The organism is Chloroflexota bacterium (assembly GCA_016875875.1).
Lineage (GTDB): Bacteria > Chloroflexota > Dehalococcoidia > GIF9 > UBA5629 > 9FT-COMBO-48-23.
Map to the genome: position 1 here is coordinate 1 of VGOP01000018.1, position 18,138 is coordinate 18,138.

Sequence of the window (18,138 nt, forward strand, 5' to 3'; positions counted from 1 at the left end):
ACAATATCCCGATAGGCATTATCAGCAATCTGCTCACAAAATTCCACATCCTCTATCTGCCTTATAACATCAGTGATATTGCTCCAGTCCTTCTTAATTTCAATATAATGCACTCCTGGCTTGAGTACGCCACCATATTCGCCTTCTACAAGAGCCTGACATGTCCGTGTCATACAGGCGTCAAAATGGCGTGGTGATAATGCAGAATAAGTGAGATTCCCATCCATGCCGGGGAAGCAAGCCTTTTCTACTTCTTCAAAACTAGCTCTATGATGCTCATTAACATACTGATCAACCTTTTCCTTTATGCTACCATCAGGGTCGTGAAGGCTAGCTCCGCCTTCACAACTTAAAACTACCCGGCATTCACATAAAAATTTATACCAATCATCGCCGAAAAGAATATCTTTATAATCACTCGACAAATCAAGCTTAAGATTATGTTGAACAGGAGCATTAAGGAACCTCTCCACAAGTTGTTGTTTTATCATTCCCTGTCTTCCGAGCCAGTAGGGCGGCTTATATACCCTGTAGCCGATATCAATTGCCCTTGATTTGCGGCTTTGATATGAGCCTTTTAGTTTTTCCAAGACAACTTCATCAATATATCCAGTAAGCACGGCCTTGTAGTGCTCTAACCCAGATTTATCTTGCGGATAAACCTTTTGCCACTCCGACTCTGAAAGCAGTGTGAAAACAGTTTTAATATTGCAATTGGAGAAAAATTCGTTCATCCTTTCAGAACACCTATATTCATCTTGAGGCATGGCTACTTTATAACCTTTTAACGTTTTCAGCCCATCTCTTAAAAAGGTTTTGTACCGTGCGGATTTCCAAAATCTTACATTTGAGTCGAAAAAAGTAAAATGATAAACAATTAAATCAAAATTAATCTTCGCGATATATCTGGGCATGCCATAAGCAACATTCAAGTAGTAACATTGAGCATCAGAGTATCTCTTAAACGAATACAGATGCTCATTTATGGTACTTTTGCCACTTTTAGTCAATAAGTCATAGATAACAAGAACTTTCATATAGCCAAAGCCCTATTCATTTCAGGCTAATTGATGTTTCTTTACGACGACATTAATCTCAATCGGATTGTAAAATTTACTTGCAAGACCTTTATAGACTGTCTTATTAACATACTTAATACAATAGATTAACGCACTTAGTGAAATCTTGATAAAAACTGGAAGGGCATATTTGAAGCGCATGTAATCCGTGCCATAACCTATGGTTTTGTACTGAAGCACTTCGCACCCAAAAACTTTTTGGAACAGCAGTTTTAATGAGTGCTCGTCAAAGTTTCTTATATGAACAAATTTGTATGGATAATCATCAGACAGGTAGACGCTCAGATTCTCACGGTAAGGGACTCTAACGATAAGAATACCGTTTCTTTTTAGAACGGACAAGATTTTGGCACAGGCAAGATTCAAATCAAGGACGTGCTCTAGAACGTCGGTACATACAACCACATCGAAGAAATTTTCCTTATATGGCATATCCTCGACAAGGGAATAACAGACGTTAACCCCCTTGCCTTGGGCAATCTTGAGGTAGTCCATGCTGATATCCATCCCATATTTCTCAAAGGATGTAGGCAAAGGAGCAAATAAACGCCCTAGTCCGACACCTACGTCCAAAATTACACATCTACTTTTGCCCGCTGAATATTTTAAGATTAGTTCCTTCGTCGAGTTCTCTAATTCAACCCAGAGGTCTTCCTGTATGAATGGATTGGTTCCAGTTTTATGCATTTCTGCTATGTGGTCAAGCGAAATCATTTCATAATTTGCGGTATATTCATTAGCTTCTGAGAAAACAGGTATGCTGTCTACGAACCTCAAAGGAGGGATTTTATAGATATCAGTTAGTTTTTTTTCCATAACCGTTACTCAATTCTGCAAGTGGCAATCATCGCTTTTGGCTCGCTCTTCTATTTTTTGCTCTGGCCTAACGACATTCTCCTGTTTGCCTGCTGACGGTTTTGACATGGCAGCAAATTCCTTCATCCAGAGTTTGACATTTACACCAGCCAATATCTCCCGTATAAGCCTTCGGTCTTCCCGGGAAAAAACCTTCAGCAGGAGGAGGCCTACTCCAAAAACAGCCGTTCCGGCGATTGCAGAGAGGACAATGCTCAAGGCGCTACCAATCTCAATAAAATTCAGGCAGAAAGCCATTAAAGCAGCCGACAACACAACTTTAGCTAGGAATTTAATATCTATTGTATAGTTAACAATCCTCCTCGCCCAGACAGTCACGATGGCTGCCAGCACAAAGTACGATACAAGCGTTGAAATAGCTGCTCCTATTACACCAACTCTGGGGATTAAGGCCAAATTCATGACAATATTGGTGAGTGCGGCTACTGCTATCATCAGTGGTAGCCATTTGGTCTGCTTAGCTACAACGACCATATAGACGTTTATCATATATATTCCCTGCAATATTATGCCCAATGATATCAAGAAAACCAGAACTCCTCCAACCGCATACTCATAAGTAGTGAGTATATTGAGTAATGGCTGGGATAGTATGTATAGACCAACTGAGCCGGGAATGGCGAGAACTAAAAAGAGTTTCATCGAATATTCGAGGTGGCTTCTTACCCTCGATGTCTCATTCTGGTCCCAGAATCTTGACAGGATGGGGAAAAGAATAAAGCAAATAGGCGAATAGAACAACTGCGTAATGTTTGCCAAGTTGTAAGATGCGGAGTAGATTCCTGCCTGTGATAGATTGGCAAGATGGGTGATGAAATATCGATCACTGGAGTCTATTATCCAGAATAACAGCAGGCTTGGTATCAAAGGTACACTGAAAGCCAAAAAGTATGACATTCCCTTAAAATTCGGCTTGGGAAAACCTAATTCCCTGCTTATCACAGCCAAATTTATAACCATAAAAAACGCCTGCGCAATTATCAGGCTACTAATAACCCACCAAAGGTTACACCCTGCCGTTGCCAGTGTAATTATTAATGTCATTGAGGCTAAAGAAATGGCTAGCTGGATAGCTGAAAGCATCTTTATCTTTCCTCTGGCTACTAGATATGAGGCAGAAAGGGAAAACGTGGCATTTACCAAGGCCCAAAGGAAAGTGAGGGGAACAAATAGAGCGTACTGAGGACTGGCAAAAAGAAGCAGAGACAGGTTTTGCCTGAGGAGCACTGAGATAAGAAGTACGAGGCAGGCAAAGGTAAAAACAGTCCAGTACATGGCGCTGAAAGCGTGCCGCCTCTTCTCCCTGTTTTCTTCCCCCGCCAGAAATCTCTGAACAGCAGTTCCTAACCCAAGGGCTAAGATCATAGTTAGCAATGCCACCGTCACATTTGTCTGTGCCCATATACCATAAATCTCTACACTGTAAGACTTGGTAAGGGCCGGTAAGACTATTATGCCGACCGAAGATATAAGCGCCTGGGATAAAGCCACCCAGATGACGTCACTGCCGAATTTCTGGGCTTCAGTGGCAGTTTGGAAATTCATCTTCATGCTTATACTTGCTTTTTAGACACCTCTATATCGGATGGCAACTTACTACAAGTCGCCATGGTTTCCTCGTAAACGAATTATTTTGCTGAGGCGATAGCCAGTGATTAGGCACTGTTTCAACGCGCCAATACCTCTATAATCCTTTTTGCCGTTCTGCCGTCCCAGATTTCGGGGCATTTTCCTTTCTTGCTTTTTCCATCGAGAATCTTGAAGGCCTCCTTAGTCAACTTTCGGCTATTGTTACCAACTAGGGTATTTGTACCTTATTGTGAGTTATAGTCCATACTGGGGAGCCTAACACAGTAAAACAGGGAACACCCAAGACCCTGGTCTCTACCTGGATGCCACCGGAGTCAGTGATAATGAGTAGAGTGCTCATTAAAAGTGTTTCTATCTTTTTTGCTCACTAGGTGATAGGTAACTGGTATTTTCATAAAGCTAAATGCGGATTCCTCATCAAATTTGCCAACTTACTTCATGACAACACAATTATTAGCACAGGAATTGAGAATGATCTCACGAGATTTCGTGTCTTCTCATAATTCTTATTCTTGACTTAACAGTGCTTTTTCTCCAGCAAATCACGATAAATCTTATCCATCCTCCTAGCTCCGGCTTCGGCAGAGTGCCATTTGACTGCGAACTCGCGGCTATGCCGTCCGATTTCCTTTCGCTTTGCAGGATGTTCGATCAGATCTTTGATGACATCATATACAGTCGACGGTGTAGCGCTGATCACCGGTAGTTCATCCACGTAATCTGGAATTTCCCGTCGCATACTTTCCAGCCATTCGGGCCGAAGGTAACACACCGCTGGTTTGCCCAGCATCATTGCCTCTCTAACATTGGCACCGAAGAAGCCATAGGTAAGCATGTCCACCACGATATCTGCCTGTGCCTGGTAGTAGCGTACCTCTTTGTTGGGGATATCCTTTGCGAAAATTAACTCAACAGGATACCCTTCAGCCTTGAGGCGTTCAATCAGCGGTAGATAAATATGCGTGCTCTTAAGGTTGTGCTGCGTAGATGCATCGGTGCGCAGGTCGTAATTTCCCACAGAATGATATATCTTGAGCATGCCAGGAGGATAAGAAAGACGATATTTGGGGGGGATGGGTAAATCCGGGCGCCAGACCCCCGGGTCGAGGCAGTAGAATTCCGGTACTTCGTGTACCCGTGGGTCGTTATTGTAGTCCTTGCGGTTGCCGCCCAAGAGGCAGTGGTAATCCGCCAGGCTGTTGCGAAATTTGCCCCATGTTAGATTGAGCTGGTCGCTGCATACGGAAGGAATGTCCCGCCAGGGGCAAATGTCACATACCGGCTCAGGTCCTGGCCAGGACCGGAAAGAACTCTGGGAGACGCCGTCGAGGCAGCCATTATTGGTGTAGACTATTTTTTTACCCAGTTTTTTTAGCAGCCGTACCTCCGTGTACGGGGGAAACCCCAAACACCTAAACAGAAAGCTTAGCGGGGCCCCGAATATCATGCCGTGTGCGTTGCTGAAATGGAAGATATCATAGCGTGCCAGCGCTGCCAGATAGAACGCCATCTGCCTAACAAGGTCAGCCAAGTGAGAACCATACGCGACCTTGAAATCCTCGCCGTGGTAAAAGCCCTGTGAGCTTGAGGTGGCATCCCAGTTAAGAACATCCGCGCGCCAGCCTAGCTTCCTCAGCTCGCGGCTCAGATACCAAGCGTTGTAGTAACACTGGCCGGCGAAAAGTACTCGGCCACGGTATTTCCCGGCCTTTTTAGTGAACAGTTGCTTTATTCTCCATTAAATAAATTAGCTTGTGCATTATATTATATCATGGCTCAGGTGATGTAATATAAGCAGCAGCTCTCTGCAGAACTGGCTTGAATTCCCGCAGGCTGAGGGGGATAAAAATCCCTGCGAACACTGCCAGGAGAATCAACGATGACCACATATAGCTCCAGCCCAGCCTTGCGGCAATGGTGGCTCCGGTTGTTAGTACCAGCGTCAGTAGCAGACACTCGAAAAAGAACCTGCTGGAAAGGTTAGGGATAGGATTGATTCGCATCACCATCCAACGTGCTCCTAGCGACATGACCAGATAGGAGAGCAATGTCGTCAGTGCCGCGGCTTCTCGTCCTATTACTGGTATCAATAGGAAGTTGCCTAAAATGGTTACGGCGGCGGCTGAAAGCTCGAGATAGAGTTGCCAGGTGGTCTTGTTTTTTATCTGAACTCCTATCAGGAAAATGATGTAGGGTCCCTTGAGCATGTAAGCCAAGGCAATCCATGGTACAACAGTGTATGCCTGGTAGAATGACTCCGTCGTGAACAGACGAAGAAGGAGAGGCGAAGCTGCCGCTAGCACGATAACACAAGCCGCGCCGATAAAGGTGTAAGCCTTCAATACTCCGTTGCACAGGGATTGCCCCTCGCCCTGCTGGCTATGTCTGAAATAGTAGGGTGGCCACGCCGAACTGAAGCCATTCACCAAAATCATTATGATAAGGCCAAAATTATAACCTATATTGTATAGTCCCACCTCTGAAAGTGGCAAAAATGCCTTGAGGAAATATTGACCTGACCAATCAATGATAAGAAAAGCCAGCAGCGCTGCCACTAGCGGCAGGCTGAACAACAGCTCCTTCTTCAAAATGTCCAACGAAAATGCCGGCTTGAAGCGCAGTATGCTGAGTACTAGTACCGGCACCAGCATAATCAGCGAAGTAATCAGTCCAGCTTCTACCGCTCCCGTCACGCCGCGGTGAAGGTATGCCACCATGAAAAGCCCGCTGCCGATGCCCACAAGGACGGTGGCAATGTTGATTATGTTGACCATCATGGCTCTTTCTTGGAAGACCATGATAGTCTGACCAATGCCGGACAGGTTGCTTATGAAAACGGTCGCCAGTGTCAGGATAACCAGGTAAGTGTATTGTTCAGAACCGAATAGCAGGGTAGAAATTTGCCGAGCTGCCAGCGCCGCCGCTGTTAGCAGGATCAATGAAAACGCGGTGACAAGCAGCACCGGCGACCAGACCACTTTATCTAGCGTCGTGTCTTCTTTCTCTGCATAATAGAAGTAGCGTCCCATGCCGTTGGTGATGGCACACATGGTTATTGTCCCCATGATTACGGACGTTATACCCAACAGGGCTGTGATGCCATAGTCTCCCGGGCTTAGATAGCGTGTGTAGATGGGCAGCAAAAGCACGCCCATCAACCGCTGGATGACGCCACCAAAGCCATACGTCATAGTATTCATGACCAGGTGGTACAGGGGATGGCTGGTAAGCGCGCGAAAGGCAGGACGTATTTGAATTGCCATTCTCTATATCATACAGAGGTTGAGGTGGTGCCGACAAGCATGGCTCGCACGCCTTCAAAGCCCACGTTCATCAAGGCATCGATGATGGAGAGCCCCGGTATAAACGTGCTGGTGTTGCACTGTGAATAGACAGGGTGCTTGAAGTCTTGATAAATAAGTTCAATGTTGGCGGCTGCGAACTTATTGTCTTCTTGATATCCATCCGCACCACCGCCACAAAGGTAAGCCGTGCCATCTACCGCATGGGTCATGGATATCAGCAGGTCAGTTGCTGTCCCCTCGGCATCCAGTGTTGAAGCATCAATCAACTTTGATGTATTCAACCCTACCGCTGCGGTTATAGCAAGGATGGCGGCTTTATTATAGTCTGCAAGTTTGTCGGTCGGGTTGTTAACCATATCCTCAAACAAGGGGAATACCTGCTCAAAGAAAGGCGCACGCCCATAACTTGCCTTTACCGTTCTCAGCAGCTTTTCCCGCCACGGCGTGCTGTTGTCTATCTGCATTTCCCTAATAAGGCGTGTGCCGTGGAACGAGCGCACTACGGGCATGGTGACCCAAGCAGCCTGTCCGCTGACTGCCAATTGCACACGGTTTATCCAGCCCCCACCTTTCTTGGGAAACTGCACATTGTCCATCAAGACAAACATATCTGCTTGAGCAATCTTGTCAAAATAGCCCAGCCAGGGAAAGAAGGTGGGCTGGTGGATTGCCACCATCTTCCTAAGTGACATGCTCCTCCTGCAGGATACCCATCACTACTACATCCACATAGCGGCTGTCGATGTATGCAGCCTGCCGCAGCAAGCCCTCGCACGCAAAGCCAACCTTCTCATAGGTACGTAGGGCTGCAGCATTGGTGGCAAAAACGTGCAAGTACACTCGGTTCAGGTTCAGGTCCTTGAAGGCAAAATCCAGGAGCAAGCGCACTGCCTCGGTGCCATACCCATGCCCGCGTTCCGCCACCTCGCCCAGACGTATCTGCAACTCTGCGCTGCGGTGGATGTGGTCGATGCTGTGTAGCTGGCATGTGCCAATCAGTTTGTTGCTTTTCAGGAGGCGGATACCAAAGATGACAATATCGTTACGATTCTGCATAGACTCGAACCAGGCTTTATGCTGCCCTTCGTGCACTGGCTTATAGGGTGCGTTGAACAGCACCTGCTCGCGGTCATTGATCCATGCGGCTAGTGTGGGTAGATCGTCCACAGTGAGAGAAGTTAGCGCCACGTTCTCTGACCTTGGCATTTAATCACCTACTACGCGCTGATGAGAGTTAGGAACGACATGAAAAGAATCAGGAATTCTATACAAACTTGGTTTAGCGAACATTTTCTCTACCTGCTCTGGCTAATATATCATCGTACCACTGGTGCTGTCGCGCCGCGCGGCCTTCAATACACCGTGTAACACGTAACCGGGGGCTCATCGGCTCCGGTGTCCACATTTCCGGGTGAGTAAGCACGTGCAGTCTTTCATCCTCTGCAGCCTCAAGCAGGTCTTTGAGCCTAAGGAAGCGCCAGTAGCCGTTTGAGTCTGAACAATAGCGGTAATTATTCTTTATATACTGGCCACAAGCGTTTATCATTCCGCCTACTTCGTCTGCATCAATGCTTGACCAATTACTCAGTTCGGGGATATGTATGGAAAAGGCAGACACCTTGGTTTTGAAAACACGCTGCATGGTGCGCCGCTCAAACTCCATCTGTTTTAAGACTTCAGTACGGCTGTTTAGGAAGGCAGAATAAAACTGCGGGTCGAAGTGTAATCCCAGTATATGGCCTAGGGCTTGTATTTTAGATATTCGTTCAACCACTTCATCCTCAAGCGCGTTATAGAACTTGCTGTGCAGATGTATGAAATAAGTTGCTTGTACCCCTTCTTCAGCTTCAATTTGAGCCAGCCGATGTGCACGGTGGGCGGAGAAATCAACATCGTGGCGCCATAGGCATAGTCTTCCCCGCTTTCGGTAATCCATAAAGGGAATCAATTCCCAGCTGGCTTTTGCCAGGCGAAGTAGCTTGCGATATTCAGGTTCGGTGAAATCTTCAAAATGGTAATCCATGTTTTCTCTAATTATACTATCTTTTATTAAATCATTTTGACTCGTGCCTACTTTGTAATTTTTAAGCGGTAAAAATAGTTTGTACGATAGTTATCCACTGCATAAACTTCGGTTTGCACCACGGTCAAGCCACATGTTGTGGCAAGGTCAGTAAACATCTTGGTGCTTAGTCGCTTGATATGAAACGAGTCCTCGGCTAAGTCGGGCTTCTGCAGTCGGCGGTACCACTCGTGTGACACTGCAGGCTCGGGTGTGCTCGGGCTCTTTTCTCCTATCCATATATCAATTTCACCGGAGGATTTGCATACTCTCGCTGCTGCCCTTAATGCGGCAACAGGGTCCACAAAATGGTCCAAAGAGGTGCCGAAAAGGACATAGTCAAACGCATTAGCACGAAAGGGTAGGAATTCGGCCAACGCCCTGAGCCTGATAAAATCACCGGGGGTATCTTCTATCAGCGGGTCAACACCTACATACGTTACTTGTGGAGAGCGTCTGAAGTATGAGGGCCAGGGTTGGGGTCCACAGCCAACATCCAAGACAAGTCCACTGCAATTGCAGAAAGAGGCGAAACGGTGGCAATCTTCACGTTCGCCTACAGCCAAATTATGTTCGGGATCTGACTGATAAGCTACCAGGGCGTTAGCTTGCACCTGTTGCCAAGTTCGCCACACCGGGGATGTCCACTCAATAATGGTGGGGATGAAATTCCAAACGTAATTTCCCTTGATGAACGTTGAGCTGCAGTTGCTACATACAGCTTGGGTGTCCGCATCCTTAATTAATAAACCAGCACTGCAAACAGGGCAAGCAATAACACTAGGTAAAATATTATGCTCGTCCACGTGTGTCATCTAATCTATTTTATTCGTACGAAATGTTTAGCCAACTGATTTTTTATTTTGAAAGATCATACTATTTCAATCTAATGATGGAGAGGTGGCTATTAGATTTTCCTCCCTCGTGCTGATATTCCGCTCTCCGGATTTAATATCTGGATATCACTTAGTCCAACCTCGGTGAACCATCGTTTTACCTCGGCTTCAGTATGCCTGTGCGCATCTACTGGGGAATACCAGTCAAAATTAACCGAAACGTTTTCCTCTGGAGTGAAGGCTTCATTATAGAAGCACTTAAACATATTATAATAGATAAAACGTTGAAGGTCATACCTTCCTTTCTTGAAGGACAGAAGTTCTATATCGTCAGGTATTTCTATCTCGCAGCGTGCCTTTGCCAGATTTTCACCAAGCTTTGCCATCTTGGTACAGAATTCCCAGCACTCGGTTTGAGACATCTTTGTCGTCCTTGAGCGTATGAAATCATCGCAAAACTCCCTAATAGGACCACCTTTCTTATAAATTCTGATGGCAATCTCTCCGCCTCTGGCCAAAAAGGGAATGATGGAGAGAAAAGCCCGCTTTGTATCAGGCGTATGATGCAGTACACCATCGCTTATAATGAAATCAAAGCTTTCTTTTGTGAAAGGCAAGGCAAAGAGGTCAGCCTGGATTACTGTTACATTTGGTATTTTTTTGATATTTTTAAAAGCATGCTCCACAGATGAAGTAAGGTCTACTCCTATAACTCGCCCTTTTGTATGTTCCGCCATCATCTTCAATTTCTGACCTGACCCAATTCCTACTTCAAGGATAGCTCTCTTGAAAGAAATAAAGGAGTATAATTCATCTGTGGAATCTAACCCTAGCTTCTGTGCCATCCATTTATCATAGAAAGCCTGCTTCCTTTCATCATGGATACCGAAGTCAGGAAACTTGTCCCAGATAGTTGAAAATGTTTCCCGAACCTGTTTAGTTGTAGTAGTTCGTCGCAAGTCATGAGCTTTAGAATATTTTCTAGTTACCTGCTTATATTGTAACAAAAAGTCTGTGTAGTCTCCCCTGTGTTCTCCCCAGAGCATCCTAGGAACGCCATCTATTATTGGATACCAACGCTTACAGCGACATGAAAATATTCCTTCATGTATTTCGGCATCTGAGCTTTCAAACACCTCGGTTTTCAGTTCATTCCCACATACGGGACAAGCTAATATATCGGGCAGCCATTTTTTCATGAGTTTAATCTATTCCGAACATATATTTGGCCATCATTAAAGGATTCTTTTATATCATTCTAAATGGCATTCTCCATTCAGCTAGGCATCCATTGCTGCCGAATTCAGAAAAATCCTATTCCACCACTCAAAGCTCAAGAGCGACCAGATGAACAGGCGATGGTTGGACTTTCCTGATATGTGTTCTTCTAACCGCCTCTGGACATAGTCAGGATTGAGATAGTCATAAATCCGTGCCTTCGGGTCTAATAACAGTTGTTTTATATAGTCAATACTTTCACCACGGAACCAGGAGGCATCGGGGGCGCTGAATCCCTGTTTTCCCCTTTCTAGTATCTCCTTTGGCATCAACTCACGCATTGCCTGGCGCAAAACCTTCTTGCCATCTCTGATTGTTTGATAATATTTACCAATCGCATCGTCTTCATCCATAGCCAGTATCTTGTCCAAGTTGCTCAACTTAAATGACACTGGCAGCTTCAAGGCAAAATCAACAAGGTCATTATCAAGAAAAGGCACACGCGTCTCTAGCGAGTGAGCCATGCTGATTTTATCCTCAACTACAAAAAGCCCGTGGAGAAACGTTTTGATTTCAAGGTACATTGACCCGTTTATGTAATCCTCATTAGTCCGGGGGTCAGCATTGTTTTGGGCAAATATTGAGCTGAAAATATCAAAAGTGGGATGCCCTTTGACTTCTTGATAGACTTCGGGCTTTAAAAAGTCGCTCTTGTCTTCATCAGCCACCAAACGTTGCCAGTAGTCATAATATCTCCTCAAATAGTCAGACATGTCCTTCGGGTTGATACCTCGATAATATCGCCAGGGATAGCCACCGAATAGCTCATCGCCACCTGCTCCTGATAGCACTACTTTAACAAATTTTCCGGCTAACCTAGCTGCATAGTAGTTAGGATATGATTGTCCCATTCTGAGGTCTTCCAAGTGCCATATAAGCTCGGGTGTGACATGCTCCATGTCCCCGGCATGTAGCACCACTTCATAATGTTCAGATTTGAGGAGATTTGCCAGAAACTCAGCGAATTGTCTTTCATCATAGCCCAATTCCAATCCTGAAGCCGATGAAAGGTCAAAGCCACAGGTAAAAGTCGATATCCTACCGAGGTGCTTCCTAGCAATAGCAGTTATACTACCGGTATCCATGCCTCCACTCAAATAGCTGCCAACGGGAACATCGCTGACAAGTTGCCTGGTGACTGCTTGTATAAACAGATGACGAATTTCCTCTGCTGCCTTTGCTTGTGATAGTTTAAACCCATCGGGAGAGAACTTGTAATCCCAATACTGGGTAATCTGCAAATTGGCTGGCTGCACCAAACTCAGGTTAAGCTCCGCATAGCTACCAGGCGGTAACAGTCTTATATCCTTGAACAATGTCCGATTGGTGAAGATGTTTTGAAAAGTAAAGTACTCGTTTAAAGCCTCCAAATCTATTTCTGCTTTTACGAGGCCGCTTTGCAGAATAGACTTTATCTCTGAGGCAAAAGCCAATATGCCGTCTTTGAAATAGTAATAGAGCGGTTTAATACCATACCTGTCACGGACTAAGAACAGCTTGCCTCTCTGATTATCCCATAGCGAAAAAGCAAACATACCGTTAAACTTGTGAATGCAGTTGATTCCCCAATGTTTGTAGCTATTGATAATGACCTCAGTATCGGAATTAGAAAAAAATTCGTAACCGGCGTTCTCCAATTCGGCTCTCAATTCCTTGAAGTTATAAACCTCGCCATTATAGGTAATCCAGATACTTTTGTTCCGGTCTGACATGGGCTGATGGGCTTTTGGCGTTAGGTCGATGACAGCCAAACGCCTATGTCCTAAAGCCAGGTGCCAGCGGTTGTCTTCAATTTCCCGCTTGGCATAGTCACTTTCAATGGATGTCAGGTGGACGTTCTTGTGCTTGAAATCGTTGTCGGTCAGCTCAATCCTGAGGTTCCCTGATTTCTCTCGGCCATTGCCCAGAGAGACGAGGACATAACCAGCATCATCTGGGCCACGATAAGCAACCACATCGCACATGGATTTTATACTATATGGCTCGATAGGCCGCCTGTTTAAACTTACAATGCCAGCTATACCGCACATCTTATAGAGACCTTAACCAATTTATATAATTTCTTATACCTTGCTCTAAGCTATATTCTGGTCTAAATCCAAATGTTCTCTTTGCTTTCTCAGAAGATAATTTCATCCGTCTTATGTCTCCATCAACCTTACCGTCCCTGTTGGGTTTCATACACTTACCAAGAGTCTGGCATGTAATCGCGTAAATTTGATTGACCGAAATCTCAGTGTTAGTCCCAAGAATGAATACCTCTTCATTGGTGTCAGCAGACTCAAATGCTTTTACTAAACCTTGGACAACATCTTTAACATAAATCAGGTCACGCGTCTGTTCCCCATCCCAGTAAATAGTAGGTGGTTCACCTCTTAAGATCTTGGTGGCGAACTCAGGTATTACAGGTCTCCACTCAGGCTTTGTCCTTTGCCGTTCTCCATACACAGTAGCCAGTCTGCATATTGCAATAGGTATCCCATAGATGCGGCAATATATCTTCATATAATATTCAGAAACCAATTTGTTGGCATCATAAGGTGTGCTTGGTTTATCAGGATGTTTTTCATCTATCGGCAGATATTCCGGGTCACCATAAATCCCACTATTACTTGTGAACACAACCTTGGAATCATTTAATCTGGCTAGCTCCAGGATATTGAGCGTCCCTTTAGCATTAACTTCCAAATCCCTGTACGGATTCTGCAAACTCAACGAGCGCGGATGACATGCCAAATGAAAAATGCCATCAAATCTATAAGCGGCAAGTACTTTTTTAAGTTGCGCGAAGGATACAGAAATATCGTGTTTCAACACGGTCACTTTGTCTTTAACATTTTCTAAATTTGCCATAATCCCATTGCTGAAATCATCTATAATAACAACGGTTACACCGTCATTCAGTAGCCTCTCGGTCAAATGTGAACCAACAAACCCCGCACCACCAACTATCAGAATAATCTTTCCATGTTCAGCCATCCGGTGGCAAACCTCCTATGAGCTTCTATACATACTTATCACAAGTGTGCATTTCTAGACTTTCAAATTAGCCTTACATTTCAAAGTCAGTATCGCCACAATTCTCTCGGCAGCCTTCCCATCCCAGAGGGCGGGAGATTTGGGTTCAGATTTAGATTTAGAGGTGAGAATTTTGAGAGCTTCCTCTACCAATTTCTGGCTATTTTTGCCGACCAAGGTGTTTGTACCTTGTCTGTGAGTTATAGTCCATACTGGGGAGCCTAGCACAGTTAAACAAGGGACACCCAAGACTGTGGTCTCTACCTGGATGCCACCGGAATCAGTGATGACGAACTTTGCGTTCATCTCCAAGTTGAGAAAGTTGAGGTAGCCGACGGGAGAAGTGATTAGTAATTGGTGATTAGTAATTGGTGATTGGAAGCTGAGTTCCTTAAGCATTTTCTGCGTTCGGGGATGGGCAGGAAAGACCACAGGTATTCTCTCCGATATTTTTGTAATAGCAATCATTATGTTCATTAAGCTATCTTTTTCGTCCACATTGCTGGGACGGTGCAGGGTTAGTAGTGCATAGCCCTTCTTTTTCAGCCTCAGCCGGCTTAGAGTGTCAAGGTGAGCAGTCATGTCCTTGCAGTGAAGCAAGCTATCCACCATGATGTTGCCAACACAAAATATTCTTTCAGTGGGAATGCCTTCTTTGCTCAAATTGTCATCGTCATACCCCGAAGTAGTGAATAGGTAATCGGAGACATGATCAGTGAGAAGCCGGTTTATCTCCTCCGGCATAGTTTTATCATAGGAGCGAAGTCCAGCCTCGACATGGGCTACAGGAATATGAAGTTTAACCGCAGCCAAAGCTGCAGCTAAGGTAGAGTTGACATCACCAAACACAATCACTAAGTCCGGTTTCTCTTTAAGCAGCACCTTTTCGAACTCAACCATTATTTTGCCTGTCTGCTCGGCATGTGTTCCTGAGCCAATTCCGAGATGGATGTCTGGCCGCGGAAGTTCCAGATCCTCGAAGAAAATCTGGGACATCTCGTAATCGTAATGCTGGCCAGTGTGAACGAGTATGGTTCCGATGTTCTTAGCCTTTGAAGCATTATTATACTTGCTAATTGCTCTGATAAGGGGAGCTACTTTCATAAAATTAGGCCGGGCACCGACAACTAAGATAATTTTCATTTGCTATAAGCCTCGATTGCCTTGGTGATTTTGTCTATATGCTCATCCCTCAGCTCAGGATATATTGGCACAGAAAGAACCTCTTCCTGAGCCTTTTCGCTTTCAGGGAAGCTGCCAGGTTTATAACCTAAGCTCCTGTAAACCTCCTGAAGATGCAAAGACAGTGGGTAATAAACTGCTGTGGCAATGCCATTGGAGCTGAGATAAGCTTGTAATGCATCACGATTTGGTCTCTGACTCTGAATCCGGATTGTGTAGTAATTAAAAACATGGTAGCTATCAGGTGCTATATTGGGTGGGGAGATACCATCTATTTGGCTAAACAGTTTCGTATAAAGCGACGCTTTTTGCTGCCTTAATCCAATCCATTTGTCCAGGTGTCTTAGCTTGACCCTGAGGATGGCTGCCTGGAGCTCATCAAGACGGCTATTGAAACCAGGCACGAGATGATAATATTTTATCTTGCTGCCGTGATTTCGAAGCACTGTTATCTTTTCGGCGATTTCAGGATTGTTGGTAATTACCATACCGCCATCACCGTAAGCACCCAAGACTTTGCTAGGGAAAAAGCTTAAACAACCTGCATCACCCAATGAGCCAACCTTTTTATCCTTGTATTTAGCTCCTAAAGCTTGCGCGCAATCTTCAATTACCCTGAGGTTGTATTTCCTGCTCAGTTCTAAGATGGGGTTCATGTTCGCTGGCTGGCCATAAAGATGGACGGGGAGAATAGCTCTGGTCTTTTTGGTGATTGTTGTCTCGATTTTTGCAGGGTCAATATTGTAGGTGTTCGGGTCTATATCTACAAAGACCGGTGTGGCACCACATTTGTTTATAGTCTCAGCGGTGGCAATAAAAGTAAACGGAGTGGTAATTACCTCATCCCCAGGCTTTATGTCGCAGGCAAGGAGAGCCAGCTGAAGGGCGTCAGTGCCAGAGGCAACACCAACAGCATAACCAGCACTTAAATAGCCGGCCATCTCCTTTTCAAAGGAACTAACCTCGTCACCGAGGATGAATTGACTGTTACGGATGACATTGGCAATGGCTTGGTCGATTTCGCCTTTGATGGAGAGATACTGAGCTTTGAGGTCAACCAGAGGAATTTTCATGGTCTAAAGGTCTTTTATAGTAGTACCCTTTTTATTTTCCTGCTTCTTGTATTTTTTACCACAACCGGAACATTTAGCCACGCCATTTGTGCCAAAATCGAGTTTCACTCCACATTCACAAGCCCAGCCTTGAACCTTAGCCGGGTTGCCATAGACGAGAGCGTGGTCAGGAACATCTTTGCTGACCACGGCTCCAGCCCCAACGAATGCATGACTACCTATAGCATTGCCACAGATGATGGTGGCATTTGCACCAATCGTAGCTCCTTTTTTGACTAATGTGGGCTTGAGTTCATGCTTACGTGATATCTGACTCCGTGGGTTGATTACATTAGTAAATACACAGGATGGCCCACAAAAAACCCCGTCCTCCAAAGTCACCCCCTCGAAAACGGATACATTATTCTCAATTTTCACATTGTCGCCTATTTTCACCACTCTACCGACAAAGACATTCTGCCCAATAACACAGTTCTTGCCTATCCTTACATCTGGCATGATATGGGAGAAATGCCAGATTTTGGTTCCATCTCCAATACTGCAGCCATTTTCCACGATGCTTGTTTCATGAATGAAGACGCTGTTAGTATCTTTGTTCAGATAGATGACTTTCCCTCTGTCTTCGAGAGACTGCTGGCAAGACGAAAGGATCCTGAGCACTTGTAATCCCTTATGCCCATCTACTTTTGGCTTTCTGCGTGACTGAATACAATCGAGGAAATCCTGGCATTCCAGCTTCAATGGCTCAGCCAATGGTACATCAATAGATTCTGGATTTTTCTGGCGAGGCACAGGCCTTCTATCGATCCAATCTATTTCATGGCTGTAAAGAAAAAGTTTTTCTTTGGGATTGGTGTCGTCGAATAAAGCCATTTTTTTGTCGCCGACCACTATCAATTTCTGCTCTTTGTAAGGATGAAGCCAACTGACAAAAATATGGGCTTTTATGCCATTCCTAAAGCCAAGTGTAGTCAGAGTAACATCGGCAATATCCTGATGAAGATAGTAGCCGCCATGGGCTGAAACCTCCAGAGGCATCTCACCGATGAGAAGGAGGATAATGGATATATCATGTGGAGCGAAGCTCCAGAGTATGTTCTCCTCAGTACGGAATTTACCCAGATTAAGACGGTTGGAGTAAATATAGTTGATTTTGCCCAGTTCACCGTTATCTATAAGCTCTTTGAGCTTGACAACAGCAGGATGATATTCGAGAAGGTGCCCCACAAGCAAGACCCTGTTATTTCTCTCTGCTAGTTCGACAAGTTCTTCTCCTTGCCCAACCTCAAGGGCTAGCGGTTTCTCGACCAAGACATCTTTTTCTAAAGAAAGAGCTTCTTTAGCTATAAGGTAATGAGAAACTGCCGGCGCAGCGATAACCACACCTCGGACTTCCTGATTGGCAAGAACCCTGTGATAATCTGTTTCGGCATTAACGTTGGGGTAGAGCGATGCAAAAGATTTGAGTATTTTGGGGTCCGTGTCACATATAGTATGCAGAGCGCCGAGCTCAGCGAAATTTCGAACCAGATTTTTCCCCCAATAGCCAGAACCAACCACGGCAATTTCACTTCTCACCGTTTATCCTCCCAACCTGACTATGTTGTTGCCCTTTAATGCCTTGGTAGCTCCCCGTGTGTCGAAAATTAACTTTGCCTGGGCAATCACTTCACCTATATTATAACAGCTATGGTCAGTAGCTATTACCACACAATCAGCCGAGGACAAGCTTTTCTTATTCAGCTCAGTCGAGGCGAGGCTGTTTTGAGGAAACTGTAGCTTTGGCACGTAGGGATCGTGATAACTTACATTAGCCCCCTTTTCACGGAGGAGCTGGAT

At 45.1% G+C, this 18,138-nt stretch carries 16 protein-coding genes; all 16 read right to left on the reverse strand.

Annotated elements, in window-relative coordinates; all coding sequences use genetic code 11:
- A partial coding sequence (locus tag FJ023_09575) for a hypothetical protein (protein MBM4447570.1) occupies nucleotides 1–1,037 on the reverse strand: 1,037 nt, incomplete at its 3' end.
- A 21-nt stretch (nucleotides 1,038–1,058) separates the two neighbouring features.
- Complete coding sequence (locus tag FJ023_09580; GenBank protein ID MBM4447571.1) at nucleotides 1,059–1,895, reverse strand: class I SAM-dependent methyltransferase; 837 nt, start codon at nucleotides 1,893–1,895, stop codon at nucleotides 1,059–1,061.
- Between the two features lie 9 nt (nucleotides 1,896–1,904).
- Complete coding sequence (locus FJ023_09585; protein ID MBM4447572.1) at nucleotides 1,905–3,506, reverse strand: flippase; 1,602 nt, start codon at nucleotides 3,504–3,506, stop codon at nucleotides 1,905–1,907.
- 556 nt (nucleotides 3,507–4,062) lie between these two features.
- Complete coding sequence (locus FJ023_09590) at nucleotides 4,063–5,076, reverse strand: glycosyltransferase (protein ID MBM4447573.1); 1,014 nt, start codon at nucleotides 5,074–5,076, stop codon at nucleotides 4,063–4,065.
- A 238-nt stretch (nucleotides 5,077–5,314) separates the two neighbouring features.
- Complete coding sequence (locus FJ023_09595) at nucleotides 5,315–6,808, reverse strand: hypothetical protein (protein ID MBM4447574.1); 1,494 nt, start codon at nucleotides 6,806–6,808, stop codon at nucleotides 5,315–5,317.
- Between the two features lie 8 nt (nucleotides 6,809–6,816).
- Nucleotides 6,817–7,542, reverse strand: a complete 726-nt coding sequence (locus FJ023_09600; GenBank protein ID MBM4447575.1) for a WbqC family protein — start codon at nucleotides 7,540–7,542, stop codon at nucleotides 6,817–6,819.
- On the reverse strand, nucleotides 7,532–8,056 hold the full coding sequence (locus FJ023_09605; protein MBM4447576.1) for a GNAT family N-acetyltransferase: 525 nt from the start codon (nucleotides 8,054–8,056) through the stop codon (nucleotides 7,532–7,534). Before FJ023_09605 ends, FJ023_09600 begins: the two co-directional genes overlap by 11 nt.
- 73 nt (nucleotides 8,057–8,129) lie before the next feature.
- Nucleotides 8,130–8,873, reverse strand: coding sequence for a hypothetical protein (locus tag FJ023_09610; GenBank protein MBM4447577.1), 744 nt, complete (start codon nucleotides 8,871–8,873; stop codon nucleotides 8,130–8,132).
- 47 nt (nucleotides 8,874–8,920) lie between these two features.
- Nucleotides 8,921–9,727: a class I SAM-dependent methyltransferase gene (locus tag FJ023_09615; protein ID MBM4447578.1), complete on the reverse strand. Its 807-nt coding sequence runs from the start codon at nucleotides 9,725–9,727 to the stop codon at nucleotides 8,921–8,923.
- Nucleotides 9,728–9,819: 92 nt separating this feature from the next.
- Complete coding sequence (locus FJ023_09620; GenBank protein ID MBM4447579.1) at nucleotides 9,820–10,947, reverse strand: methyltransferase domain-containing protein; 1,128 nt, start codon at nucleotides 10,945–10,947, stop codon at nucleotides 9,820–9,822.
- A gap of 81 nt (nucleotides 10,948–11,028) precedes the next feature.
- Entirely contained in the window at nucleotides 11,029–13,056 is a 2,028-nt protein-coding gene (gene asnB / locus FJ023_09625) for an asparagine synthase (glutamine-hydrolyzing) (protein ID MBM4447580.1), read from the reverse strand.
- Between the two features lies 1 nt (nucleotide 13,057).
- Entirely contained in the window at nucleotides 13,058–14,005 is a 948-nt protein-coding gene (locus FJ023_09630) for an NAD-dependent epimerase/dehydratase family protein (GenBank protein ID MBM4447581.1), read from the reverse strand.
- A gap of 54 nt (nucleotides 14,006–14,059) precedes the next feature.
- Nucleotides 14,060–15,187 carry a UDP-N-acetylglucosamine 2-epimerase (non-hydrolyzing) gene (locus FJ023_09635; protein MBM4447582.1) on the reverse strand — a complete coding sequence of 376 codons (1,128 nt, stop codon included), beginning with the start codon at nucleotides 15,185–15,187 and terminating at the stop codon, nucleotides 14,060–14,062.
- Nucleotides 15,184–16,299: a DegT/DnrJ/EryC1/StrS family aminotransferase gene (locus tag FJ023_09640; protein MBM4447583.1), complete on the reverse strand. Its 1,116-nt coding sequence runs from the start codon at nucleotides 16,297–16,299 to the stop codon at nucleotides 15,184–15,186. Before FJ023_09640 ends, FJ023_09635 begins: the two co-directional genes overlap by 4 nt.
- A gap of 3 nt (nucleotides 16,300–16,302) precedes the next feature.
- Nucleotides 16,303–17,877: an oxidoreductase gene (locus FJ023_09645; protein ID MBM4447584.1), complete on the reverse strand. Its 1,575-nt coding sequence runs from the start codon at nucleotides 17,875–17,877 to the stop codon at nucleotides 16,303–16,305.
- A gap of 3 nt (nucleotides 17,878–17,880) precedes the next feature.
- Nucleotides 17,881–18,138 (reverse strand): UDP-N-acetyl-D-glucosamine dehydrogenase (locus FJ023_09650; GenBank protein ID MBM4447585.1); only part of this gene is annotated, 258 nt, incomplete at its 5' end.

Excerpts from the sequence above, each read along its gene's own strand:
- FJ023_09595 (MBM4447574.1), bottom strand. The coding sequence starts at position 6,808 with ATGGCAATTCAAATACGTCCTGCCTTTCGCGCGCTTACCAGCCATCCC.
- FJ023_09610 (MBM4447577.1), bottom strand. The coding sequence starts at position 8,873 with ATGGATTACCATTTTGAAGATTTCACCGAACCTGAATATCGCAAGCTA.
- FJ023_09605 (MBM4447576.1), bottom strand. The coding sequence starts at position 8,056 with ATGCCAAGGTCAGAGAACGTGGCGCTAACTTCTCTCACTGTGGACGAT.
- FJ023_09600 (MBM4447575.1), bottom strand. The coding sequence starts at position 7,542 with ATGTCACTTAGGAAGATGGTGGCAATCCACCAGCCCACCTTCTTTCCC.
- FJ023_09585 (MBM4447572.1), bottom strand. The coding sequence starts at position 3,506 with ATGAAGATGAATTTCCAAACTGCCACTGAAGCCCAGAAATTCGGCAGT.
- FJ023_09635 (MBM4447582.1), bottom strand. The coding sequence starts at position 15,187 with ATGAAAATTATCTTAGTTGTCGGTGCCCGGCCTAATTTTATGAAAGTA.
- FJ023_09615 (MBM4447578.1), bottom strand. The coding sequence starts at position 9,727 with ATGACACACGTGGACGAGCATAATATTTTACCTAGTGTTATTGCTTGC.
- FJ023_09640 (MBM4447583.1), bottom strand. The coding sequence starts at position 16,299 with ATGAAAATTCCTCTGGTTGACCTCAAAGCTCAGTATCTCTCCATCAAA.
- FJ023_09580 (MBM4447571.1), bottom strand. The coding sequence starts at position 1,895 with ATGGAAAAAAAACTAACTGATATCTATAAAATCCCTCCTTTGAGGTTC.
- asnB (MBM4447580.1), bottom strand. The coding sequence starts at position 13,056 with ATGTGCGGTATAGCTGGCATTGTAAGTTTAAACAGGCGGCCTATCGAG.
- FJ023_09620 (MBM4447579.1), bottom strand. The coding sequence starts at position 10,947 with ATGAAAAAATGGCTGCCCGATATATTAGCTTGTCCCGTATGTGGGAAT.
- FJ023_09630 (MBM4447581.1), bottom strand. The coding sequence starts at position 14,005 with ATGGCTGAACATGGAAAGATTATTCTGATAGTTGGTGGTGCGGGGTTT.